This window comes from Rosistilla ulvae (genome assembly GCF_007741475.1).
GTDB lineage: Bacteria > Planctomycetota > Planctomycetia > Pirellulales > Pirellulaceae > Rosistilla > Rosistilla ulvae.
Map to the genome: position 1 here is coordinate 4,897,504 of NZ_CP036261.1, position 25,269 is coordinate 4,922,772.

Genomic DNA, 25,269 nt, shown 5'->3' on the forward strand with positions numbered 1-25,269 from the left:
TGATCGCGATGCGAGGATCCGCTGCTACTGCATCCGCTTTCGATAGGCCTTCCTGGCGTATCCTGCGGCACCTAAATAACCGGCATCGCCCCCGAGCGAGGCGAAGCCAATTTTTGTTCCTTTGGCGACGTGGGCAAACGTGCGAGCGTGGAATTCCTTGCGGATGCCGTCCAGAAATCGTTGCCCGACCTTGGAAGCTTCGCCGCCGAAATCCATCGCTCCGCCCAATACGACCAATCCCGGGTCGATCATGTGGATGATCGTCGTGATTCCAATCCCCAGCCAAAACGCGGTCTCATCGACGATTTCCAACGCCAAAGCGTCTCCATCTTCCGCCGCCAAATATACAGCTTTGGCCGATAGTTCACTATTGCTGCCGCCGAGCAATCCCGAAAGGCTGCTCTCACCGCCGGCGGTCAATCGTTCGCGAGTTCGATCGACCACCGCGCTGGCACTCGCGTAGGCTTCCAGTTGCCCTCGACCGCCGCCCCATACGCACAACCGTGCCGTCGGCGAAGGATCGACGATCATGTGACCGCATTCGCCCCCAAAGCTGTTCTCGCCGTCGACCAATTCGTCGGCAACAACGATGCCCCCGCCAACGCCCGTTCCCAGCGTCAGCAGCACCATATTGTCTTGCCGCTGCCCGGTGCCGACCCAGAATTCGCCGTAGGCCGCAGCATTGGCGTCGTTGATAAAGGCGACTGGGCGGCCCGTCGCTTTGGCAAACGCATCGCGGATCGGGAAGTTCCACCAGTGGGGAAGGTTCGGCGGGTCCAAGAGGTAACCGCGGGGGATATCCATCGAACCGGGACTTCCCAGCCCGATCACGGGGACATCCTCGTGGCTCAATCCCAATTCTTGCTCGATTTTAGCCAAAAAAGCGGCTGTCCGGTCGACCGCCGACTGGGGGCCTTCGGATTCCTGCGTGGGGATATGGTCAAAATGCAGAGTTTTCCCCGCATCATCGACCAAGCCTATCTTGATGTTCGTGCCGCCGATGTCGATGCCCCAGAACAGGGGCTTGGTCGCGTCGTCGAGCATCGTGGCCGGAGCCGAGCTGGGCATGGCAATCCCTTCCGATTTCAGTACTCAGTGTTTGAGCCACTGAGTATAGAAAGCCAAGTGAAATCGGACAACGAGGACTGACATCGCGCACCGGTGGGAACCGTGCGCTCCAGAAAAAGCCTGCTTTTCAGCCCCAGGCGGCCCCAAAGCATCTCGTCCTGCCTCCAACCGATCCTCTCGCCCCAATTTGTTCTCACACCCTAAGAAAGCGATACGCTCGCGTCGTCTCCGACCGGGGAACGAGAGCCGTTCGACGCGAGCGCATCGAGAGGTTCCCATCGTGCGCCCCCTGCATTAACAGATGGCTTCGAGTTCGGACCGCTCTGCACCACTGGCCGCTTCGACTTCAAAGCTGCTAGCGATTTGGCCGAACTCGCAAAATGTCTCCAGGTTGCGGCGAATCGAATCGGTCAGCTTTTGACCGCTGGCGACCACCAACTTGCCCCCTTCCAAACGCACATCGGCTGCCAGAACCATACCTGGCCGCAATTCTTCCAACGACACCGTTCGCCGCGCACTTTGGCACAAGCCCGATTCAACCTGCTGATGCAACGCTTCGAGGACATCGGGATCGTACAGTTCCGATTGGGTCTGCAGTTTGGCTAGCGCCGCCGCAGGATCGGACAACTGTTTCAGCGCGATCTCAAAATGGAGTGCCGCTTTGAGCACGCGAGCCCCGATGGGAATGTCGGCTCCCGCGATGTCGTCGTTTGGCAGTCCGCTGCCATCAAAACACTTTTCTTGATAGGCGACGATGGCGGCGACGTTTTCAAGCCGCGGAATCTCTTGCAACATCGCGCGGGCAACCGATGGATGCTGTTCGTAGGCACCCCGCTCTTCATCCGGAACAGGCTTCCCTTCGAGCATACATTCAAGCGCACGTTCAGACAGCGAAACACAGCCTAGCGGGAACAGCATCGATGCGATCTTCAAATCCCAGATGCTTTCGAGCTGCATTTGATCGCCGATCGCAAGCGCGATCCGTTGCACTTGGCTAACCCGCCCAAAAGCCAACGGATGGACCAACGAGAGGATTGCGCACAGCACGGTGACGCTCCCTTGCAACGTCCCTTCAAGCAATTCGCGTTGTCCAGTCACCAATTGGTAATGATCCAAGCCCTCGCGAATCGCCCGTTCCAGCAGTTCCCGCGGACAGGGCTTCGACAGAAACCGGGCGATGTTCCCTTCGTTGACCGCTTGGATTGTCGCCTGCAGATCGGCATATCCCGACAGCATGATCCGCACCGTGTCTGGGGTCACCTTGCGGACGTGGGTCAGCAGTTCCGCCCCGTTCATTTTAGGCATCCGCATATCGGACACGACGACCGCAAACGGATTCTCGGGATCTAACAATTCCATCGCTTCATGGGGACCGTTGGCCGTTTGGTAATCGAGCACCCCGTCGAATTGGCGCGCGATACTGTTCAACACTTTCTGATTATCATCGACGAACAGGACTCGATAGGTCATTGCATTATTCCTTGTCAGTGACGGCACTACGCCAAGCATTCAATCTTCCTGGTAGGCCTAACTTCGCAAGCAAGGCTTCACATTGTTCGGTCTCTGCATCGGACCACGGATCGAAAGATTCGTGCGCGATACAATCGGCAGCACAGACAACCGCAGCGGTGGTCGGGTGATCGGTGCGACATTCCGCGGGGCGGCGGTGGTGCGCCACCGCTTGAACGATCTCATGAGGAAGCCCCCACAACCCCAGCAAATACCCACCGAGGTTGTCATCTGCTACCTCGCTGATCTGCGGTTTAGGTTGCCAAAAATGGCGACCGCCAGAGTTCGATCCGGCGCCGACCAACGCGGGCTGCGAATCGACATGGCTGACCGAAACCAGTCGGCCGATATCGTGCAACAACCCGGCGGTATACGATTCCCGCTGGCATTGCAAATTCAATCCCTCCAGCCGGGCGATCTGACAACCGATTCGCGCCACTCGCTGGGCGTGGTCGACGTATTGCTCGAAACAAAACCCCGCGATCTGTGGAATTTCAATAGGCGTCAAATACTCCAACATCGAGACCAACGCTTGCATCGCTTCGATCCCGATCGCTCGAGCCGCTTGCGTCGCACTGAACTCGCTCCCATTGTTTCCGAACATCGCCGAATTCGCTAACTGCAACGTCTTCGCAGTCAAACCTGGATCGCAAGCGAGCAATCCGCCAACCTTTTGTATCGAACCATGCTTCGAATTCACCTCTGCCACAATCCGTTCCAACATGCCTGGCGTGCTGGGCAGAGAAGAAATCTCGCCAACCATTCGATGCGCTTGGCGACTGCCGTATGTCGATCGAATCGAATCGGTCCGAGCCAGCACATCGCGGAGCGTTTGCGCATCACATGGTTTGGATAGGAATTGATGCATCGGCAACACGGCGCGGTACATCGTGTCGCGATCGGCCTGCCCCGACAAAATAACCCGGGACGTTTCCGGATGGTGACGACGGACATGATCCAACAACTCCGCTCCATCCATCCCTGGCATCCGCATGTCCGTCACTAAAATATCAACGCACGCCCCCTGCAACGCGTCGATCGCCTCGCGACCGCTCGGTGCGGTTCGAAAGTCCCAATCGACGTCGGCACAGTCCAGCATGCGACTGATCGCCCGCAGGATCTGCGGCTCGTCGTCCACAAACATCACTCGCATCGTTTGCCCCTAAAATCGGTTCCCGTTCATCTCTTTGCTATGGATCGCCGCCCAGCCGCCCCTGGACATTGCTTCACTGTTTCTAAACGTTCTGTTGCCGCCGACGTGCCGAACGACTCGTGCCCCAAAAAACAACGGCTGCCCCAGCAGAACCTATTGCGATTCGTGGCCTTCTAGACGCGATGCGCTGGCAATCGAGAATCGACGGATCATCCGGATGAGAAATCATGCTAAGCTGGGTGGTCGGCGAAATCCGCCCTCTGAACGCCCAACCTATTCACACGATGAACTCCAACGCAGACCGGGGTTCGCCCCCGGGCTGTCCAATCGACACTTGCCCACTCGAACTGCCCAAACATCGGCTCTAGCAGTAACACACCCAAGCATAGAACACCTATACTTGCATCAACTTTGCTTTCCAGGAAGATTTTTCAGAATCGCGGGCAATCCGATCGACGCCATCTGCGGCGTGGGGACCAGCCCTGCGGATTGAATCGATTATCTCGAAGGCCCACCCTCCGCGAGCGATAAAGAGACACTTGGCGGATCGGTGGAGGTAGGCACAGCCGAAACGAGCGCGGGCTGCGGTGAAGACCGACGCCCCTTGGAACCCATTGGGATGAAGAAAAAGGGGCGCGGTAAGGCGGGACTATTTTTGCAACGCTTGCTTTTGCAGCGAGACCAATTGATCGATCCCTTGTTTTCCCGACGCCAACAACTGCGTCAGTTGGTCGTTATCGAAGGTCGCCTCTTCGCCGGTCCCCTGCAGTTCAACAAATCGCCCGGCACCTGTCATCACGATGTTCATGTCGACATCGGCAGCGGAATCCAGGCGGTAATCGAGGTCCAGGTAGACCGTGTTGTCGATCACGCCGGAGCTGATCGCCGCGACGTAATCGCGGATCGGGCCATCGCCGATTTGCGAACCAGGCAGGGCCGATTCGACGGCATCGACCAACGCGATGAATCCGCCGGTGATCGACGCGGTTCGCGTACCACCATCGGCTTGCAGGACATCGCAATCGATGTTCACCGCCAGTTCGCCGAGCGCTTCGAGGTCGACGACAGCTCGCAGGCTGCGGCCGATCAGTCGTTGGATCTCGGTCGTCCGCCCGTCGACTTTGCCACCCCGATCGCGTTGCTTACGCGAGGAGGTGCTGTGAGGCAACATGTTGTATTCGGCAGTCACCCAGCCCTTGCCCGATCCTTCGCGCCACTTCGGCAGCGATGTCGAGACCGACGCGGTGCACAGCACCACCGTTTCACCACAGCGATACAAGACGCTCCCGGGGGACGACTTTAAGTAATGGCGTTCGATCGAAACTTCGCGGATTTGGTTTGCGGGGCGATCCATGTCGGGCGGTCCAGAAGCAGGGGCGGAAAAAGGAGAAACAGAAGCTGGGAGTGCGATGCCGGCGTTGGCGCTACCGACTGCCAAAAGCGAGATCGGATGATCGGGCTGCGGAATTGAAAAACCCAACGTATCCGCGGCGGACACGTTGGGCAATGTGGTTCATCGAGAGGGCAAGGCGCTCGCGTTTAAGCGGGCGTCGAGCACAACTTCTCGAGCTCATCTTTACCGACGCGGGCGCAGAAGTCGCCGAGCGTTTCGCTCTCTTGTCGGTAGTTCTTGTACGCGGTGAAGACGCTGACCAAAGTCGATGGGACTTCTTCGGTAGGGACCAAATCGCGGAAGATGAAGTTCAATCGGTTCCCCAACAACGCACCTCCCACAAACACGGTGTACTTACCTTTCGCTTTACCGACCAATCCGATGTCGGCGTTATACGGGCGAGCACATCCGTTAGGGCATCCGGTCATTCGGATCGTGAAGGCGTCTTTGTCGAGTCCCAGTTTGGCCAATGGAGCTTCGAGTTCGTCGATCATTTGTGGCAAAGCTCGTTCGCTTTCGGTGATCGACAAACCACAAGTCGGCAGACCGACACAGGCCATCGACCAGCGGCGAACCGTGCTGACCTCTTCGGAAACCGGAATGCCGTGCTTCTTGAGGATCTCGGTCAGCTTCGGTTTGTCTTCGGGAGCGATGTCGCAGAGGATCGCGCTCTGATGCGAAGTCAAACGAATTTCGGGCTTCAGTTCGCTGCAGATTTCGCGGAAGCAAGCCTTCCATTGGCGTTCGGGGCCGTCGGACAGACGGCCGTTTTCGACGTTCAGGCCATAGGACCACGTGCCATCGCCTTGGTCTTGCCAGCCGATGTGATCGTCGAAGCCGTGAACATCGTCTTCGGTGCAATCGTCCAATGGAGCGCCGAGATGCTTCTCGACAGCGTCGCGGAATTTTTCGATTCCCCACTCGGCGATCAAGTACTTCAGACGAGCGACCTTGCGGTCGGCCCGGTTGCCGTTGTCGCGTTGGACGATCACAACAGCTTCGGCGACCTTCAGGACATCTTCGGCTTTGACAAATGCCATCCGTTTTCCCAACGCCGGGAAGGTCTTCGCTGCCGATGGGGTTGTGCCCATGCCGCCACCGACGGTGAAGTTGTATCCGATCACCTTGCCATCGCGAACGACAGCGATCATCCCCAGATCCTGGGTATAGACGTCGATACAGTTGTCCTCGGGCAGTGCGATCCCGATCTTGAACTTCCGCGGTAGATAGGTCTTGCCGTAGATCGGTTCGACTTCTTCGGGCGACTTCTCGTCCTGCAGCATCTGTTTCTCGCCCGTTTCATCGTCGACCAACCAGCATTGGCGGTAAGAGATCGTGCGTGGTGCCAAGTGCATCGCCAGGTCCATCGCGGTCGACTGGATCTGATCGTGGATGCTGTCGCTGCGTTTGGCTGGGCAACACATCACGTTACGATTGACGTCGCCGCAAGCAGCAAGAGTCGACAGACCACACTCGTTGATTCGCGCAATCGTTGTCTTCAGATCGGTTTTCGGGACGCCGTGCAACTGAATCGCCTGACGCGTGGTCAGCTTCATCGTCGAATTGCCGAATTCGTCACAGAGATCCAAGTGAGCGAGGAATTGTTCCGAAGTGAGCACGCCCGACGGGATGCGGGTGCGAATCATGAACGAATAGGTTTTCCCGCCCGGCGATTTGCGGGAATCGCGATCGTCCTGTTGGTACGTGCCGTGGAACTTCAACAACTGCAAATCGCCTTTGCCAAAGTGATCGGTGTCCGCTTGCAGTTCGTCGGGGATCGTGCCGCGAAGATAACGTGATTCGTCCTTAAAACCTTCGACGGGGCTCAGCTTGGGAGCATCGGTGGACATTGAGCGGAGATCCTTAATAACAGTTCATTGCATGCCAAAAGTGGCAGCGATTTCAGATTGAGTTCAAAGTGACACTGTGTCACTTGTGTCAACTATAACGATTTAGACATTTTTTGACCACGCCGGTTCGCAGCCCCACCGTTGGCGGAGAAGGATCTCGATAGTGTAGTAGACGATCGTGCGTCGCATCCTTTAAGCTGCCACTGCGTACCCGCAGCCCCTTTGATTTGCTGGGCGCTGAGGGCCTGCAGCCCTTCCAATCATCCATTTTTTCGAGCGAGCAAACTCCCGTGACAGCAAGAATTCTCGATGGCAAAGCAATCGCTGCGGAGATTCGCGGCGAGACGGCTCAACAGACCGCAGACTGGATCGCCAAGGGCGGAAAGCAGCCCTGTCTGGCCGCCGTCTTGGTTGGATCAGACCCCGCTAGCGAGGTCTATGTTCGGAACAAGCAGCGGGCGTGTGAGCGAGCCGGTATCGACAGCCAATTGCATCGCTTGGATGCGTCGACGTCGCAGGCCGAACTGATTGCGGTGGTCGAGCGTTTGAACAACGATCCCCACGTCGATGGAATCCTTGTCCAGTTGCCGCTGCCGGCTGGGTTGGACGAGCGCGAAGTTCTCGACGTCGTCGCCCCGATGAAAGATGTCGACGCCTTCAGTCCCGAAAATGTCGGTTTGCTGGTCCAAGGACGCCCTCGATTTTTGCCCTGCACACCGCACGGCGTCGTGCAGTTGCTGAAGCGTTGCGAGATTCCAGTTCCCGGCAAACATGTCGTCGTGATCGGTCGCAGCGATATCGTCGGCAAACCGATGGCGCTGCTGTTGGCCGCTCGCGACGGAAGCTGTGGCCCCGAAGCAGCCAATGCAACAGTGACGATCGCCCATTCGCAGAGCGATGATTTGGAAGGAATCGTCCGCAGTGGCGATATCATCGTCGCTGCCGTCGGCCGACCTGAAATGGTTCGCGGATCGTGGCTCAAGCCCGGCGCGGTCGTGATCGATGTCGGCATCAATCGCGTCGGCGATCGCTTAGTCGGTGACGTCCACTTTGAAGAAGCGAGTGCCGTCGCCAGCGCAATCACTCCGGTTCCCGGTGGCGTCGGTCCGCTGACGATCGCGATGTTGTTGCAAAACACGTTGATGGCCGCAAAACTGAAAACCGGCGAAGCGTGAGCTCGCGAAACGAGCAGCCGCGGAAACGCCCGAATTGAAACCCAGGGAACTTGGTCGAGCGATGTATTTTGAAGATCCGATGCCCTTCGATTGCCAGTGTGGTCATCGAGGACATTACCCGATCAGCGAACTGGTCTCGCTGAACTCTCAGTGCACCGCCTGCGGATTTTCCCTGAAATCGCTGGGCCGTTCGATCCAGCAGACGCTGAACGTTTCGCACGCGTGCAGCAAGATCGCTGTCATCGCCGTCGAATTAGAGCTGCAATGGATGGTCGAATTCGACGATCCCGAGTTGGAACAACTCCGCACCGTCGCTGACTTTGCCGGCTTGTTGGCCGCCAAGGCTGCGGAGCTTTCGCCCGCCGAAGCTCTCGACGTCGTGCTGGATAAGCTCGCGGCTCACGAAGCCGATGGCGGCGAATCGATCTCCGCCGAATCACGACTCCGCGAGCTGTTTCGCGTCTGCTAGATCAATTGATTTTGATCAGTTCGACGATGAAGTGCAGCGTCGCACCGCCGGGAATTGTTCCGCCGGCTCCCGCTTCGCCGTAGCCCAGGTGCGAAGGAATTGTCAATTCGATCATTCCTCCTTCGTCGACCAACTGCAGACCCTCGGTCCATCCGGGAACAACTTGATCCAAGCGGAAGGTTGCCGGGGCGCCGCGCTTGTAGGAGCTATCGAAGATCGTTTGGTCGTCCAGCCAGCCTCGGTAGTGGACTGTCACTTCGTCGGTTGTGACCGGCTTCGCTCCGTCGCCAGCACGCAAGATCCGATACTTCAGACCGCTTTCGGTTTTCGTGAAATCGGTGGGGGCATCGGGATCGCGCGGCCCCGGCCCTACAGAGCTACCAGCGCCAGCGCAGGAGACGCAGGCCAAGATCATGGCGGCACAGGCCAAAGTGAGCGGGGCTTGTGAGAATTGCAGTCGGGTTGTTTGGTGATTCATCAGCAATTTGCAAGGTTTTAATAGTTAGGGTGTATCGAGTCGCAAGTTCCGCCGCCGATTTGGCAAATCCAATGGCTCAAGTTCAGCGGCGAGCCCTTTATTCAGACTCGATTGTCTCGTTCTTTTTCCTCGGGCGAAAGTCGTCTTCGGTAGGCTCCGGCGGCAGCGGGCGACTGTCGCCGCTGCGAACCTGCAACGCGGTGCGTCGAATCTCACCCAAGGTCTTCCGCGGCATGCGGCAATGAACCGTGATCACCTCCGATGTCATCTCGCGCGACAACACCTCTCCCTTGGCACTTAGATAAGCTTGCAGTTTGCCATTGGCTGGATCGATGTCAACGTGCAAATCCAAAAATTCACGACTGAGGGCGTCGCCGACCGCCAGCGAGAGTTCTTTTAATCCGATCCCTGCCTTGGCGCTACAAGTCAGTGCATTGGGATACCGATCGACGATCCGCTCCAGCAGCTGTCGCGATTCGATCGCATCGATTTTGTTCAGAACCAGCAGCGTATCTTTTTCTTCGATGCCGATCTCTTCGAGCACCTTGTAGACAGCGTGGATTTGATCCAGCACCGCCGGGTTGCTGGCATCGGCTACGTGCAACAACAACTCCGCCTGCCGGGCCTCTTCCAGCGTCGCCTTAAAACTGGCGATCAAGCGGTGAGGCAGATCGCGGATGAATCCTACCGTATCGCTCAACAAAACCGGGCCCCAGCCGATCAGTTGCCAGCGTCGGGTTCGCGTATCGAGCGTCGCAAACAATTTGTCGGCCGCTTCGACATCCGCTCCCGTCAACGCATTCATTAACGTGCTCTTGCCGGCGTTGGTGTAACCGACCAACGAAACCGTGGCGTTGTCGCTGCGGGCGGCTACCTGACGCTCGCGCCGACGTTCGACCTTCTGCAGCGATTCCCGCAGTTCATGGATCCGGGTTTCGACCAATCGGCGGTCGACCTCCAATTGAGTTTCACCCGGGCCACGCATGCCGACGCCCATCGATTGACGCGACAGGTGAGTCCACATCCGTTTCAGCCGCGGCAGCGAATATTCCAGCTGAGCCAATTCGACCGACAGTCGAGCTTCATAGGTCTGGGCATTGGAGGCGAAGATATCCAAGATCAACTCGGTTCGGTCGATCACTTTGGTATGCAGCGCTTGCTCGAGGTTGCGTGTCTGACCTGGATACAGATCGTTGTCGAAGATCACCACGTCGGCTTCAAATTGGTCGATCAACCCTTTGAGTTCGTTGACCTTTCCCTTTCCGATGAACGTCTTCTGGTCGGGCTTCTCGCGTCGCTGCACGATTCCACCGACGACTTCGGTTCCGGCCGTGGTGGCCAAGCCCGTCAGCTCGGCCAGCGGATCGACCTCCGATTTGTGGGCAGGCAGTAGCAGACGGACCAGCACACTCCGTTCGCTGGCTAAACTTTCAATTCGTTGCTCGTCTCGCACGTGTTGTTTGTATCCTTCAAGGAATGGTGATGGGGGCGGCACTCGCATCCCATCTTTCAGTGTAACGCAAGCTGTGAACGATCACCGCTTGCCGATCTTCGCCCCGCAGGGCTGTTCCGTATTTTTTCCAGTTTCAGGTATCAGCCGCCACGCGTTAGCGTCTGGTTCTCCACGCAACCGGACGCGAACGCGTGGCGGCTGATGCACTCTCGGGCGCACCCAATACGACTTGCCTATCATCACCGACGGTTCGGTGTCGATCGGGCAGCCGAGTTGGAGTGCATCTCGCGCCGCGGCGGTTTCTATTTTACTTGCAAGCCTTGGTATGCCTTGTAGTAACGATGCCCGAATTCACGCATCGATGCGGCGTCGAAGTGGACGTTGTCGCTTTTCGGCGTCAGCCCATCGCTGGGCACAAAGGCGGTGAAGGGGACCGATTCGGGCAGACCTCGATGCGCAGCATCGACCAATCGCTTCGAATCGCTCCATGGCCGATCGGGAAACTGGCCGAGTTGTCCAGCCAGGAAGGGAACCTCAGGAGCTTGCAGGTCGGCGCGGAATCGAGCGATCAGATCGTGAAGTTTTTCCTGGTAGCCCGGTGCGGATGATTTTCCCGCATCCGATTCTCCCTGGTGCCACATGATTCCTTTTAAGGTTCCCGCTGGGAGCGCCAGTTGCGTTCGCGCTTGGCAATCGTCCCACGGATGCGACTTTGTCTGTTTGTGGAACCCGCCCGGTTTCCAGACGTTGATCGACGATCCGCCGACGGCGCAAGGGATCAGGCCGACGGTGACGCCGGGGTGATCGGCGGCGTAGTCCAACGCAAAGGTCTTCCCGAGCCCAACGCCCGCAATTCCTGGCTTATCAAAATGCAGCGGGTCTTTGGCCGGAACCCATTGGTTGGCTTTGTCGAACATCAACACTCGCGGGTCCGTCTTTTGGTCCTCAGCGGTTACCTTGCCTCGCCCGGCCATGTTCGATTGTCCGACCAGCAGGAACAGATGGAACTGCTGTGGATCTTTGGGGACAACAGCCGCGGGGGACGCCTTGTCCGATGCGGGATCTTCGCCTAATGAAGGAGCCGCGCTCGTCAGAAGACAGCAGAGTCCAAGGGCAAGTGTTGAGAAGAGTCGACGCGGCAGAGGCGTTCCGGTGAGCGGGGTGGGGATGATTGAAGTCACGAGCGCTGGAGTTCCTGTGAGTAGACGGGCTGGAAGGCGGGGACATTGTTTAGAGACAAGTTAGTTTGATTGACGCAAGTCGAGTTCCAAGATCGCAACGTCCAATTCGCGGTCGAACTTGTCTCCGACACCATGCATGATACCAACATCGCGGAACCCAAACCTGTGATGCAACGCGAGACTGGCTTGATTGGAGGCTTCGACTTTCGACAGCAGCACGCGGTGTCCGATCCGATGGGCTCGGTCGATCAGCGCGGCAAACAGTGCTTTCCCGACGCCCTGGCCGCGAAAAGGCTCACCGATCCAGACCGACACTTCGCTGGTGCGGTGGTATCCGCCGGCGGTCAGCGACCAGGGAGAAAGCGAGGCCCAGCCCATCAACGCCGCCGCCGGGTCTTCCGCTGCCAAGACGGGAAACGCGTCGGCGGTGTGCAGTTGCCACCACGCTTGCTGTTGCGCGGGCGACAGCGGATCCAATTTGAAGGTGTTGACGCCGGTAAGGATTTCGTGATTCAAAATCTCGAAGATGGCATCCAAATCCGATTGGACCGCATCGCGAATGAGCATGGTGAGCTTGCCGTGAAAACCTCCGAACAACGAAACTGCAGTTCGTTGTTCGTCTCAAATTAAAACGGCTCGACCACTTCGAGACCACCGCGAGTCAGCAATTTGTACCACAGCACGGGATCGATTTCCAAAGCCACAAATCGGACCGATCCATCGAGCATTGCAACGTGAAAGCCGCCGGGATGATGGCCTCCCAAACCGCCAAGCGGATCGTTGGCGTCGTAGGTCCAATCCTCTGGGGCGGTCCAATCGACAGCCAACTCAGGCGAAGTCTCCACAAACATCACGGTGTTGCTGGTTCCATCGATGATGTCGCGGAAGCGGAGCGGATTATCGGACAACATCGACAGCCCTTTGCCCAGCGGGACTTGGTAGGCTGTTTTGCCAGGAACCTGAGGGCCGCTAGGGCAAGCAAACAAGGCGGGCATTCGCTCGGCCAAGGGGAGATTGTGCGGACTGTTCCATGGCTCGTCGAGCCGGAATTGCGAATACAATTCGTTCTGTTCCAGATACGGCAGCAACGCCACGCGCCAGCTGAGCAGCGGTTTCCCCTGTTTGTCGACGATGTTCGAAGGCAGCTTTTTATGCGTGTCGTGATAATTGTGAACCGCTAACGCAAGCTGCTTCAGATTGTTTGAACAGGACATTCGCCGGGCCGCTTCGCGAGCCGCTTGGACCGCGGGCAGCAGCAGCCCGACCAGCATGCCAGCCGATGCGACGTCGACCTGAATGTCGGAGGTGTTGATCACGATACTGCGGCCCTTGGCTTTGGGGCGGATCATGTCGAACAGCGTGTTGGTCAGGCGGACACCATAAGCTCGCATCGAATCGGCCACCGGGCCCTCTTCATTCAACAGTTGTGGAATCGATTGCAGTAGCGTATCGCGACCGTATAGACGCGTCCGCTCGATCACCAATTCCATCTCTTCGGCCGAAACATCGTCGCTGGCGTTGAGTGTCATGTCGCCGGCGAAACCTGTTTCAGCTGCATAACGCAGTTCGATCGAATCGAGCAGCTCGGGCAATCGGCTCAAATCTTGCAGCTCTTCGGGTGCTTGCAGCAACGCCTGATTCACAAATCCCGACAAGACCGGCCGGATCGGTTCGACCACGATCAGCGCCTGAGCCTGTCCGTTGTCGACGGTCTGGCTGACCAGATGCCCCAGCGGGCCGCCGGTGATCCGATCCGACAACATCTGCGTGACGAAATATTCGGTACCAAAGATCAATTGCGTTGGACTGATTTGATGCAGGACGGCGTTGGGGGGCGAGTTGGGGATCGTATAAAAAGTCTTTCCATCGACGTCGCGTTTGTTCTCGCGGTCGATCACATTCGGATTCAGGCTTTCGATCGCGATCGGTTTGTCGAGCGTCGCCACGACACCAAACTCAGGACCGCCAGGGCCCGGCATGCCAATTACAAGACGAACCGTCAGTACATCGATCGGGTCGATCCCGACGTAGTGTATGCCGGCCGCCGATGCGACTTCGATCGGTGCCAACCGCATCGCGGGATCTTGCAGGATCGCTCGCGGATGGATCTGGATCATCGCGATCGCTTCGCCTGGAATGAACTCTTTGGACATCCGGCCATCGCTGGCGGGTTGTGCGACGGCGATTGAACCGAGGCCGGATAGCAAACAAAATTGAAAGAAGATCGAAAACGCAGCACGATTCATCACATCCGCCTCGGCGTGAAAGGGTTTCAGAAAGAGGAGAAGAAGCGGTTATAAACGATCCCAAACGCGATTACTACGGTTTCGCGGGCTCGCCAAAATCTTCCCCTAGCACCTGCACTTCGGGACGCATTCGCACGTCGCGCCGCGCCGCGGGAAGCGACGGATAACGAAGCGTTGCAACGACCACGGTTTCCGCCTGCACCTGGGATGCCTGTGGCGATATCTCACAGCCCGACATACCACCAGCGATCCGTCCGATCAACCGCACTTCGCCTACCGGAAACTGCGTTTCACTTAAGACGAGCCGCATCAGTTGCTGCGATTCCTCGGGGACATCAGCCCCCAAAGCGACAGCACCAGAGATCGATTGAAATTTCAGTTCCACCGACTCGCCAGCCACCAGCGGTCCCAACGGCGCCGATTCCAGATCGCCCTGATCGCTGCGACGGACGACGGTGACGTCCTCCAGCTGCCAGATCGTGTCGTTCCGCAAGGTCGCTTGATCCTCATCCAGCGAGATCGCTCCGCCCAACGCAACCATCTGTTCGGTATGCAGCAATTGCGTCTTGTTCGAAGGCACGTTGATCCCCTGCACCTGGACGCCTGCACTAAATCCCGACCGAAAGCGAATCTGTTGTCCTGCGTCGGATCGCGTGCCACCGCTCATCGAGACCGGCGCCAACAGAGCTTCCCGGGTATCGAAATTCGCTTCATACGTTGTGCTCAGCGAGTTATACAACGCAAGATACCGGGTCAAATGCCCGCGATCATGTCCCCCTTGGATTTCCAACAGCGCGATCTCGCTGCGACTGCGGGCGAACCCGATGTCCAATTGCGCCTGGCGCGCGATCCAAATCGCACCACCAGCAGCGATCACGGGAACCGCGATCCAAGCCCACTCCAGCCGGCCCAACAGACGGAAGATCGTGTAATTCAATGGCACCAAAATCGCCAGATACCAGATCAAACTGTTGGCGACAAAACGAGCCGGTGGAATCGAAATCCCCGCTGCTTGCTGCAAGTGGTCCCGAGCGACTGTCGAGACGCCGCTTTTTTCGTTCCAGGCACCGATGCCACCAAGCACATGCGGATCAAACCGTTCGCTGATCCAAGTCGTTTTTGTAGGTCGAGTCGTTCGTGAGCCCTCGATCGCGGCAGCCGTGTCGCTCAATAGACTCAGATCGCGGCTGAGTATCCGCAGGCCCGAGACCAATTGCGGATTGCGGGTTTGCTTTTCCAGATCGTCGGCAAAAACCGTCTGCACCCCAAAATCCAACGGCCGGAAATCGCGCGGTGGACGGCGCAACAATGCTCCATTGTAAAACCCCGACGCGGCAGTCCATTTCCGCAACCAACCCGACGTCAGATCGAATCTTGTAATCACGACGTTTCCCCGACCGCTGTTCCTTTCGACCACCAGATCGTTGGTTCCAGCAACTTCACGGGCCCCGTCTCGCTTCGCGCCGCCAGCCCCCGGCATCGAATCGACCGCCGTCAATTGGTCGATCACCGCAGGCGTGGTGTCGGCGACCGTGGAGCGTTCGGAATCGACAGGCACCTGCCAGGTCTTCAGCAACGGCGCGAGCTCCGATCCGCTCAATTCGCTGCTGCCGGACGCTTCGATCGGCAACAGCGTCTGCAGTGGCGTGCCGCGAAAACTGGCTGCCGAGGCGGGCCCATTCACGATCACACGTCCGCCCCACGCGACCCAGTCGAGCAAGGCTTGCTGTTGATCGGCGGTCAGCGTTTCCGGACTCAGATCGTCCCACAACACATACGCGATCGAGGTCCATTGCAAAACGCTGTCCGGAACCGGGATCACGCCGTCGGTGTCTGGGGCGACCATTCGATAGTGAACGTTTTGCTCGCTATCGGACAGGTCATCCGATCGCATCCGTTGCCAGTCGTCATCACCGAGATAAGAAAATTCGGCCGGACGCGATGTCAGCACCACGAAGTAATACTGATAGGCTGGCATTGTATTGACTCGCGACTGCATGCCTTCCAACATCGCCCCCTGGCGGGAAACAAACGAACTCTGCAGCACGCTGCCGCGTTGTGCCTCGCCGGAATGAGGCGGCATGTACAGCCGCAAATCGAATCGTTTCTGCTGCCCTTTGGCAAGAGCTGCCGGACGCGAGAAGACCAAACTGTAATCGGTGTTGCCAACGGGCAACGGTCTCCTGTCGGCAGCCAGCGGTTCGATGTCAAGCACTCCGCGGTGATCCTGACGTGTCGCTTTAAGATCCTGGTACGCTGCCGTCCAATGCGCGGGCTTGACGTAGCTGAGGGGCGAATCTGCGTGGCCTGGCATCGTCCGCATGATACCGACAGCGATCTCGGGTTCGGCCGGATTCTCCTGTGGGTCGAGATCGTCGGTGCGCCGACAACCGTCACAACCGACGATGGGAAGAAAACACAGCAACAACAACCAGAATCGGAGTGCGGAACAGGTCAGTAGACGACACTGACCATGCGACTGGCGCGGTATGATGATCGACAAATGGGAATCCTCGTCGCAGCGGACGGCGCGTTTGGACGCAAGGTCGAGAACGACCTACCAGCCCATCACCATGTTCGATTCGATGACCTTCCGCGCGGCATCCAGATCGGTCCCGGTTTGATTCATGTACAACCGGATCGCATGCACTTTGTCACCCGACGATTTTGCCAAACAATCGCGGGCCGTCACACAGGGATCCAATGTCGTCGTGGTGGTCAGCCCGAGGGCTCCCTTGGAAATCACCCAACTGTCACGAGGCCGTTTGGTCATGCGAATCACCGCATCGGTCGGGTAGGCATCGTCCACCACGGCCTGCGCCGCATCCTCATCCGCTGCCCACGTAATGATGATGTGGGCATTGGTTTCAATTTCAAACAACGGCATCAAACTTGTCTCCGGGAACCATCGACCGACCAAACCAGCGGGAAGTAATGTCCCATGATATCGCGGCCTGGGCATCGAGTGCAATCAACCTGCACCCAAGCGGTAAACAACTTCAGCGAATCCTCGCGGCAAATCACTTGGCCAGGACAACGGCTGATTCGGCCCCCAAGACCGCAGCGGCGCAAACGTCATCCGATGGGTGGGATACCGGGCAGCACACGCCGCCACCGCTACAGTTTCGGCACTGGGCTGGGATTCTTCACGTCGACGATCGGCGTGTGATAATCGGCCCGCAAATCGACACCAAACCCGCGTGCTAGCTCCCATTTCGCCCGCGCCGCCCAAGGCGAACCGGGATGCGTCGAAACGACTTCGTTAAACAACACCTTAGCCCGATCGATATACGGCTTGGCGTCTTCGGTGCGAACCTTGCTGTTGGTATAGATATCCCAATGCACAAAGACCTTGCCCCCCTTCATTCGCGGGGCCGTCTTCGGATTCTTCAGGAACTCTTCCAACGCGACACCGTATTCGTACACCCGCGCTTGGTAGGCGATCAATTGAGCAAGAATGATATCGTAGTTGGCTTGCCAACGCGGATCGGCTTCTTGTTCGCGGAGCTTCTTGCCCTCGAGCAACGTCTTTTCCGCTTTGGCCATGTACTGCAGATGCATCTTCGCTTTTGCCTGCTCCTGCCGCACTTGCTGAACAAATTCGGCCGGTTTGGTCGAGAATTCGACGCGCAATTCGACAGCCTGCTGAGCCCCTTTCTGGTGCGGATTCAAATCTTGAATCACCTGCCAGATCAGCGTCCGCAGCGGGAACTGTTTGCGATCCGAAAACGCTTCGACCCGCGCTCGCAGATCGGGGCGATAGGGACGCAAAGCGTCTAGTTCGTATCGTTCCTTCTGCGTCCCAACGAGATTCGTTTCGACACTGGGCAACATAAAGAAGACACCGTTGGTTTCACGCGCCATCCGAGACTGTTCGTACGGGCCAAACCCGCTGCTGAATGCGTCGTACCGACGTCGGAAACCATTGGTTTGCAATTGTTCCGGAAAGGCGGTCTCGGGGCCGCGATCAACCTGCAACCAGTGAGTCCGTTTGGTTTGCGGGTGATTCCATCGGATGTAGGCATATGGATAACCAAAGACCGCTTCGCGGCCGAGCACAAAGATTTTGCACTTGGCTGCCTTGGCGACTTCGATCGCCTTTTCCATGTAGACGTCGTTATTGCCCGAATCACCACTCTCATCGGTAACCAAGATCAACGCCATCTGGCGACCGCGGCGGGCCAGATCGCGATAGGTCGTGATCGCCGTTCCGACCGCGGCACACATCATTTCCTTCCCGCTCTGATCGACCGGCACTGCATCGATCGCTTGCCTCACTTTGTTGCGATCGCTTGTCGGTTTGTGCTGGGTATGATCGATAAACCGCTCGCCATAACTGGTCACCGCGGTCAACAGCGCATCGCTGCCCGAGCCAACACGATCGTCGAGTCCCAGTTGTTCGTAGACGTTGTCGATACGATCGCGGATCTCTTTTTGATCGTCTTTCATACTGCCCGATTGATCGAAACACCAAATGGCCAAGACGGGCCCCTTGTCGATCATCCAGATCAATTCTTGAGAGATCCGATCGATCGCTTGTTGATAGCTGTCGACGATATCGCGAGCTTCCCCTTTGACTTCGCCGTCGGGAACCGCAGCGATCAACGACATGCTGTTGGGCATCGCCACGGTGGGGGCGTCGATCGATATTTTCGAGGTGTTCGCCTTGGCAACCAAAGTCTGGTCCAGAGCCGGTTTACTGACGGCAGCAGGCGTGTTGCTAGTCATTCCCATCGCGGGGGCGGCGGTGAACAAAGCAACGTTTTCGGGTTGAACGATTTCGACTTCGGGCTCCAATTCGATCTCGACGGGCGGATCTTCGACCGTCGGCGTGGGGACAACCAAGATCTGAGAGATCACTTTGACCGGATCCTCGAAGGTGATCAGAGCCAGCGACAGCAAGATCACCATGTGAACCAAAGTCGAAACGCCGGTGGCCCCGAAACCGTGCAGCATGCCGCGAAACCCAGAAGCCACCGGCAAGCTATCGGTTCCGTCGGACGCCGGCGTAGCCGCGCTGAACTGCTGGGTATTTTCCATCGCCAATGCCTCGGTTATATAAGCTGCGGAACAGGTATCGCGTCGATCGATTGCGTCGACTCGAAAGTGCAAATCGACGCCCCTCCGATTGTAGCAGAACTTAACCGGCGATGAACAATCTCTTCACCTGGATCCCCTAGAAAACTCGCTGTGCATCGATACCGCACTGAACTGGCGGCCATCTTCCTCTGGACAGAACCGCCACACCACAAGACCACCTCCGCTTAGAGAGGCAAACTGGGGCAAGATTGCGGCGCAGCGAAATTAGGCAGCGACATCTCGCCCTACGGCAACGACCTGCCAACATCACAAGGAAACGCCCACAGTCACGTGTCGACGCTCTACCCGTTGCGACTTGCAAAATGGATTTGCCTCGGACGAATTGACGCGCGCCTAGCCCGACGTTTTGAAACATGCGAGAATACAGAAGAACTGGAGTTCCTAACCTGCACTGAGGCGTGAAGCGATGCGTGTATTACTGGCAACCGACCGATCGGAGTCTTCGGATTCGGCGACCGACTACTTAGAACATTTGCAATTTGTCGAACCGATGGCACTCAACGCGATAAGCTGCGTTCCGGTAACTGCATCGGTTGGTTTTTCTGGCCTTCCGCCGGTCGTCCAATCGGTGATGCAGGAAGAGGAATCATTGCTTCGCGAGCACTTGGGTTCGGTCTGTCGACGATTCGAGAATCGCGCCGAATCGACCGAACAGAACCTGGTCGTCGGACCTCCAGGCTATGAAATCCGCAGCGAGGCGGACAAATGGAACGCAGATCTGATCGTGATGGGAGCGCTCGGAAAATCGATGATGGAGCGGGTCGTGCTCGGCAGCGTTTCCGATTTCGTCGCCACCCACACATCCAGCAGCGTGCTGGTCGTTCGCCCACCGAAACCGGAACTTGCCGAAGAACCGCCGCGGCGAATCATGATCGCATTGGATGGATCCGAAGACGACAAACAATTGGTTGAATTCCTACAATCAATCCGCTGGCCAACCAACGCGGAACTTCATCTGGTGCATGTCATCGAAGACCTAACGCTGTATCGCCAGGACTTGATCGAACACATGGATCAGCACTGGAAACAGGAACGCGAGACCAGCGAACAACATGCCCACGAGATCCAGAAGACCACCGAAGGGGCGGTCGCTTCGTCCAAGACCGCTGTTATCGTCAACGCGCACGTTGGTGAAGCGTTGGTCCAATATGCCGATCGACACCAATGCGATCTCATAATCGTCGGCGATCACCATCGCAACTTCTTGAATCGCATGTTGTTGGGCAGTGTTTCTCGTTTCGTGCTGCGATACGCCCACTGCAGCGTTGCGATCGCTCGCCAAAAACCGACGCCCGAACCAACGCCATCCAGCTAGCGATTCAAATTCGCGTCTCGCGCTTCGAACCTCCGCATCCGCAAGCCGCATGTAGACCGCGCCCACCTCTCTCGACCGGCGCGATATGATTCGCTTGGGCCGATACGGGGAAACAAAAAAAGGACGCGTCGGCCCATCGCCGTCGCGTCCTTTTCGATTCAATTCATGATAGATGCGCTGGGGTGGGGCTTACGCCCGTTCTTTGCGTTTCTTGCCTTTACCGGCGCCAAACGACTTACCACCTTGCCCCTTGGAAAAACCGGGCTTGCCGCCACCGGCAAAACCCTGACCATTGCGTTTCCCCTTAAACTTGCCCTTACCAAACTCTTTGCGTGGGCCGCGGTTGCCTTCAAATCCGCCTTCGCTTTCCAAACGCAGACGCAATTGTTTTCCCGAGACCCAAGTGTTGGCCAACGTGTGGTAGATATCGCTGGGCATCCCTTCGGGCAGATCGATCGTGCTGTAACGATCGTTGATCTGGATCGGGCCGATGCAATCGCCCGCGATTCCCGCTTCATTGGCGACCGCGCCGACAATGTTGCCCGGTTTTACACCATCCTGCCAACCGACCTGAATGCGATAGCGAGTCATGCCTGGTTCGGGCTCGCCCAACTGACGCCCTGGGCGACTGTTGCGACGCGGACGATCGGAGCGATCGAACGAACCTTCGTCAAAACGATCGCGGTGCCCCCGTTCCTCACCACGGCTAGCACGTTCCTTCTTGGGACGATCCTTGGCCAAGAACGGACGCCCTTGCTGTGCCAATTGAGCCAACGCCGCGGCGATCAGCTCCATCGGTTTGTTGGTTTCTTCGGCATATTCGGTCAACAAGTCTCGGAACATCGTCAGGTCTTGATCGCCGATCATCGCCGTGATGCGTTCCTTGAATCGCTTGACACGCACCGCGTTGATATCCTTGGAGCTAGGCAAATCGATAATTTCGATCTGCTGCTTTGTCGCTCGCTCGATCACTCGCAACTTGCTGCGCTGGTTGCCAGACAGAAAGATGATCGCTTCGCCGCTGCGGCCCGCTCGCCCGGTCCGGCCGATACGGTGCACATACGATTCGCTGTCGTGAGGCAGATCAAAGTTGAAGACGTGGCTGATCCGTGGAACATCCAATCCGCGTGCCGCGACATCGGTTGCAACCAAGATATCCAACTTGCCCGATTTCAGCTGATCGATCGTCCGCTCACGCACCTTCTGAGGCATGTCGCCATTGATTGGCGACGCCGCCAGCCCCTGACGTGTCAATTCTTCGGCGACCGTGATCGTCGCATCGCGTGTTTTCGTAAAGACGATCACACCGTCGGTCTCATCGACCTCCAAGATGCGAGTCAAGGCGTCGACCTTGTCGCGTTGAGCAACAAAGACAGCACGCTGCCGAATCGAATCGGCGGTCATCGTCTTCTTCTTGATCGTGATCGTCGCGGGATCATTCAGGTAACGGTCGGCGATCATGCGAATTGGAGTTGGCATGGTTGCCGAGAACAACGCGATCTGCCGTTCTGCCGGAGCATGCTTGAGGACAAATTCCACGTCCTCCAAGAACCCCATGTTCAACATTTCGTCGGCTTCGTCCAACACCAAACACCGGATCCCATCCAGCTTCAACGTGCCGCGGTTGATGTGATCGATTACACGGCCTGGCGTACCAACCACAACCTGCACTCCCCGACGCAACTGTCGCAACTGGGGCTCGTAATCCTGGCCGCCATAGATTGCACAGACGCCGAAGCCCCGAATGCACGAACCATAAGTTGAAAACGACTTGGCTACCTGAATCGCCAATTCGCGAGTCGGTGCCAATACCAGTACCTGCGGGGTGGGCGAGCGCAAATCGACCTGCGAAAGGATCGGCAACGCAAACGCGGCGGTCTTGCCGGTGCCGGTCTGCGATTGTGCCAACAGATCGCGACCCTGCAACATATGAGGAATGATCTGGGCCTGTACCGGCGTCGGCTTGTCATATCCCGACAACGCCACTGCCTCCTGAACCTCGGCACTCAGCTCGAGATCAGCAAACATTGGATCGCGCGGCTTCTCTGGCTCTGCAACCGGCACGGGCTTGCCATTGTCCGATTGTGGCTTGCCATTTTTTGATTCGGGCTTTCCGTGGGCCGCAACTTCTTTAGCCGCAACTTCTTTAGCCGCAACTTCTTTAGCCGCAACTTCTTCAGCCACAACTTCTTTAGCCACAACTTCTTTAGCCGCAACTTCTTCAGCCACAACTTCTTCAGCCACAACTTCTTCAGCCACAACTTCTTCAGCCACAACTTCTTCAGCCACAACTTCTTTAGCCGCAACTTCTTCAGCCACAACTTCTTCAGCCACAACTTCTTCAGCCACAACTTCTTCAGCCACAACTTCTTCAGCCACAACTTCTTCAGCCACGACTTCTTCAGCCACGACTTCTTCAGCCACGACTTCTTCAGCCACGACTTCTTCAGCCACGACTTCTTCAGCCACAACTTCTTCAGCCACGACTTCTTCAGCCACGACTTCTTCAGCCACGACTTCTTCAGCCACGACTTCTTCAGCCACGACTTCTTCAGCCGCAACTTCTTCAGCTACGACTTCTTCAGCTACAGCAGTTTCAGGCAAGCAAACCGACTCGATGGACTCACCGTTGGCTTCGGAGAGAGTGGCTGGATCGAGCGTTTGGCCATCATAGGCTAGCGATTCAACAGCGACCGAATCGGTGATCGGTTGGGAGTATTGAGCCAACAGAAGTTCGACGGCAGGATCGATTGGCGTCGAAGCTTCGTAGACAAAAGTGTCGTTAAATGCAGCGTTTGCTTCGTCGTACGAAGCTTGGTTTTGGTCTTGATTGTTTTCAGATTGCATAGATTCAGACATAAGGCTTCCATAGAGGGATCGGATCCTGCCGGATTGGAGTGAATTTGGGCAGGAATCAGTTGTCGCAACGGAGTCGGGTTAGACGTAAGCGACACTGCTTCACCTTCGATGGAGCGATCGATACAGAAGTTGACTAAAGATCGCCAATGGCTGCGGGTTAGACCCATCATGCCGGTGCTTGGCGCGTCATACAATCTGTCATCGCAAATGCTGCCGGAACCAAATGAAATGGCTTGGGCTGCTTGATGGAAGACCTCGTCGCTAATCGAGCCGCGATAGGAATACCATGATCGTTGGCATCCGCGGGGGTCAACGTCTACTTTCGCTTGACCCATCAAAGCCGTGCAGTTCTTTGAGGCTCGATGTTGGCAGGCAGTTTACCGCACGACGGCAAAACGCGATAGGAGTAAAATTGCCAGGATCGCTCAAGAGGTAGAATCGGATTCCGTTGCCTGGTCCTCTTTTCCGCGATATTGATCCAACCGGCGATATAGGGTCCGCGCACCGATCTCCAACACCCGCGCCGCCTCTTCGCGATTGCCGCCGGTCAATTTCAGCGTTTCCTCGATCGCCCAACGCTCGATCTCGGCCAGCGGTTTGCCCAGCAAATTCATATCGCCGCTCAATTGCCCCGAGACCGCCTGCTCATCGATATCCGCCAATTCGGGGGGCAGGTCATCCAAATCCAGGACCTCATCGGTATCTAAGACGACCATCGTATCGACAAAATTTCGCAACTCGCGGACGTTCCCCGGCCAGTCGTAGGCGAAGAACCGCTTCGTCACCGCTGGGGAGAAACTAGCGGCCGGTTTGCCGTGACGCTTGAGGAATTGCTTGCGAAAATGATCCATCAACGGAATGATGTCGTCGCGTCGCTCGCGGAGCGGCGGAATCCGCACGGTAACAACTTTCAACCGGAAATAGAGATCGCTGCGGAACGTTCCCGCGTCGACCATCTCGTCCAACGGGCGATTGGTCGCACTGACCAAACGGACGTTCACCTTGATCGGTTTATTGTCGCCAACCCGCGTAATCCGGTGCTCCTCTAAAACTCGCAACAGCTTGATCTGCGTGCTCATCGGCATATCGCCGACTTCGTCCAAGAAGAGCGAACCGCCGTTGGCGTATTCAAACGCCCCCACGCGATCGCCGATCGCATCGGTGAACGATCCTTTGACATGCCCGAACAATTCGCTTTCGACCAAGTTCTCCGCGATCGCCCCTGTGTTAAGCGCCACGATCCGCTTCGCCTTGCGAGGGCTATTTTGATGGATCGCTTGCGCGACCAACTCCTTGCCCGTCCCATTCTCTCCCGTGATCAAGACAGTCGCATCGGTCGGCGCGATCCGCTTCAAGCGATCGATCACCGCTTGCATCTCCGCACTTGCAAAAATGATCCCTTCGTACCCGAACTTTTCGTCCAACCGTTGATGCAGTTCGGTGTTCTTCCGCCGCAGGCTGATCGCTTCGACAGCCTTTGCCGTGATCGCCCGCAGGCGACTGGGCGTGATCGGCTTTTCCAAGAAGTTAAACGCCCCTTGCTGCATCGCTTCGACAGCCGTCGGAACCGTCGCATGTCCGGTGACCATCACGACTTCGCATTCGGGCAAACGCTTGCGCGTCAACCGTAGGATCTCCATCCCGTCGATGTCGTTCATCACCATGTCGGTGATCACGATATCGAAGTGCTCCGATTCGATAAGCTTCGACCCCTCGGGGCCGCTGACAGCCACCTGACATCGGTACCCCACCTTTTCGAGGCTCTCGGTCATCGCCCGCGCATGGGCGCGGTCGTTGTCGACAACTAAAACCGACAAATTGTCGATCAGTTCTGAAAAATTATCGTTCGTGGCAGCGGAAGATTCATTCATTCCGGCAATGATAACACGCTCTTGGATTTCGAGGAACTCGACCTCCCCACCAACAGATTCTCCCCGCACGAGAGAACACTAAACGGCAGAATCCGCCGGGTAACGGCAGCCCGTTTCACGCTGCACAACCACACCAGCGGCAACTGCCG

Annotated in this window: 19 protein-coding genes; 3 read left to right on the forward strand and 16 right to left on the reverse strand. The window is 57.2% G+C overall.

Annotation, left to right across the window (positions count from 1 at the left end; translation table 11 throughout):
* Positions 1-24: 24 nt before the first annotated feature.
* From EC9_RS17295 to EC9_RS17315, 5 genes are all read right to left on the reverse strand, one after another.
* Complete coding sequence (locus EC9_RS17295) at positions 25-1,068, reverse strand: ROK family protein (protein ID WP_246105743.1); 1,044 nt, start codon at positions 1,066-1,068, stop codon at positions 25-27.
* A gap of 294 nt (positions 1,069-1,362) precedes the next feature.
* The gene (locus EC9_RS17300; RefSeq protein WP_218934215.1) at positions 1,363-2,538 is read right to left on the reverse strand and encodes an HD domain-containing phosphohydrolase; all 1,176 of its coding nucleotides are present in this window, start codon (positions 2,536-2,538) and stop codon (positions 1,363-1,365) included.
* Between the two features lie 4 nt (positions 2,539-2,542).
* Entirely contained in the window at positions 2,543-3,721 is a 1,179-nt protein-coding gene (locus EC9_RS17305) for an HDOD domain-containing protein (protein WP_218934216.1), read from the reverse strand.
* A 658-nt stretch (positions 3,722-4,379) separates the two neighbouring features.
* On the reverse strand, positions 4,380-5,084 hold the full coding sequence (rph, locus tag EC9_RS17310) for a ribonuclease PH (protein WP_145347147.1): 705 nt from the start codon (positions 5,082-5,084) through the stop codon (positions 4,380-4,382).
* 185 nt (positions 5,085-5,269) lie between these two features.
* Positions 5,270-6,973 carry an NADPH-dependent assimilatory sulfite reductase hemoprotein subunit gene (locus EC9_RS17315; protein WP_145347149.1) on the reverse strand — a complete coding sequence of 568 codons (1,704 nt, stop codon included), beginning with the start codon at positions 6,971-6,973 and terminating at the stop codon, positions 5,270-5,272.
* 290 nt (positions 6,974-7,263) lie between these two features.
* Here EC9_RS17315 and folD point away from each other — a divergent pair, with 290 nt between their 5' ends.
* Together folD and EC9_RS17325 are read left to right on the forward strand one after the other, a co-directional pair.
* Positions 7,264-8,148 carry a bifunctional methylenetetrahydrofolate dehydrogenase/methenyltetrahydrofolate cyclohydrolase FolD gene (gene folD / locus EC9_RS17320; protein WP_145122359.1) on the forward strand — a complete coding sequence of 295 codons (885 nt, stop codon included), beginning with the start codon at positions 7,264-7,266 and terminating at the stop codon, positions 8,146-8,148.
* Positions 8,149-8,227: 79 nt separating this feature from the next.
* Positions 8,228-8,617 (forward strand): hypothetical protein, encoded by a 390-nt coding sequence (locus EC9_RS17325; protein ID WP_218934217.1) that lies wholly within the window; start codon positions 8,228-8,230, stop codon positions 8,615-8,617.
* A gap of 1 nt (position 8,618) precedes the next feature.
* On the opposite strand, the gene EC9_RS17330 is transcribed toward EC9_RS17325, so the two are convergent.
* The 8 genes from EC9_RS17330 to EC9_RS17365 all read right to left on the reverse strand — a co-directional run bounded on the left by EC9_RS17330 (position 8,619) and on the right by EC9_RS17365 (position 19,015).
* On the reverse strand, positions 8,619-9,032 hold the full coding sequence (locus EC9_RS17330) for an FKBP-type peptidyl-prolyl cis-trans isomerase (protein ID WP_246106145.1): 414 nt from the start codon (positions 9,030-9,032) through the stop codon (positions 8,619-8,621).
* Positions 9,033-9,192: 160 nt separating this feature from the next.
* Positions 9,193-10,548, reverse strand: a complete 1,356-nt coding sequence (hflX, locus tag EC9_RS17335) for a GTPase HflX (protein WP_246105744.1) — start codon at positions 10,546-10,548, stop codon at positions 9,193-9,195.
* A 302-nt stretch (positions 10,549-10,850) separates the two neighbouring features.
* Positions 10,851-11,729 carry a sialate O-acetylesterase gene (locus EC9_RS17340; RefSeq protein ID WP_246105745.1) on the reverse strand — a complete coding sequence of 293 codons (879 nt, stop codon included), beginning with the start codon at positions 11,727-11,729 and terminating at the stop codon, positions 10,851-10,853.
* 60 nt (positions 11,730-11,789) lie between these two features.
* Complete coding sequence (locus tag EC9_RS17345) at positions 11,790-12,296, reverse strand: GNAT family N-acetyltransferase (protein ID WP_145347156.1); 507 nt, start codon at positions 12,294-12,296, stop codon at positions 11,790-11,792.
* A gap of 59 nt (positions 12,297-12,355) precedes the next feature.
* Complete coding sequence (locus EC9_RS17350) at positions 12,356-13,975, reverse strand: DUF1559 domain-containing protein (RefSeq protein WP_145347158.1); 1,620 nt, start codon at positions 13,973-13,975, stop codon at positions 12,356-12,358.
* A gap of 73 nt (positions 13,976-14,048) precedes the next feature.
* On the reverse strand, positions 14,049-16,478 hold the full coding sequence (locus tag EC9_RS17355; RefSeq protein ID WP_145347160.1) for a hypothetical protein: 2,430 nt from the start codon (positions 16,476-16,478) through the stop codon (positions 14,049-14,051).
* Positions 16,479-16,532: 54 nt separating this feature from the next.
* Positions 16,533-16,862: a DUF6793 family protein gene (locus EC9_RS17360; protein WP_145347162.1), complete on the reverse strand. Its 330-nt coding sequence runs from the start codon at positions 16,860-16,862 to the stop codon at positions 16,533-16,535.
* 230 nt (positions 16,863-17,092) lie between these two features.
* Positions 17,093-19,015: a vWA domain-containing protein gene (locus EC9_RS17365; RefSeq protein WP_145347164.1), complete on the reverse strand. Its 1,923-nt coding sequence runs from the start codon at positions 19,013-19,015 to the stop codon at positions 17,093-17,095.
* Positions 19,016-19,481: 466 nt separating this feature from the next.
* Between EC9_RS17365 and EC9_RS17370 the strand changes: the two genes are divergently transcribed.
* Entirely contained in the window at positions 19,482-20,390 is a 909-nt protein-coding gene (locus EC9_RS17370) for a universal stress protein (protein WP_145347166.1), read from the forward strand.
* 189 nt (positions 20,391-20,579) lie between these two features.
* Here the strand turns inward: EC9_RS17370 and EC9_RS17375 are convergent, their stop codons facing one another.
* From EC9_RS17375 to EC9_RS17380, 3 genes are all read right to left on the reverse strand, one after another.
* Entirely contained in the window at positions 20,580-22,418 is a 1,839-nt protein-coding gene (locus EC9_RS17375; protein WP_391556703.1) for a DEAD/DEAH box helicase, read from the reverse strand.
* Positions 22,397-22,951, reverse strand: coding sequence for a histone H1-like repetitive region-containing protein (locus EC9_RS27355; RefSeq protein ID WP_391556704.1), 555 nt, complete (start codon positions 22,949-22,951; stop codon positions 22,397-22,399). Before EC9_RS27355 ends, EC9_RS17375 begins: the two co-directional genes overlap by 22 nt.
* A gap of 723 nt (positions 22,952-23,674) precedes the next feature.
* Positions 23,675-25,120, reverse strand: coding sequence for a sigma-54-dependent transcriptional regulator (locus EC9_RS17380; RefSeq protein WP_145347169.1), 1,446 nt, complete (start codon positions 25,118-25,120; stop codon positions 23,675-23,677).
* Positions 25,121-25,269 lie beyond the last annotated feature (149 nt).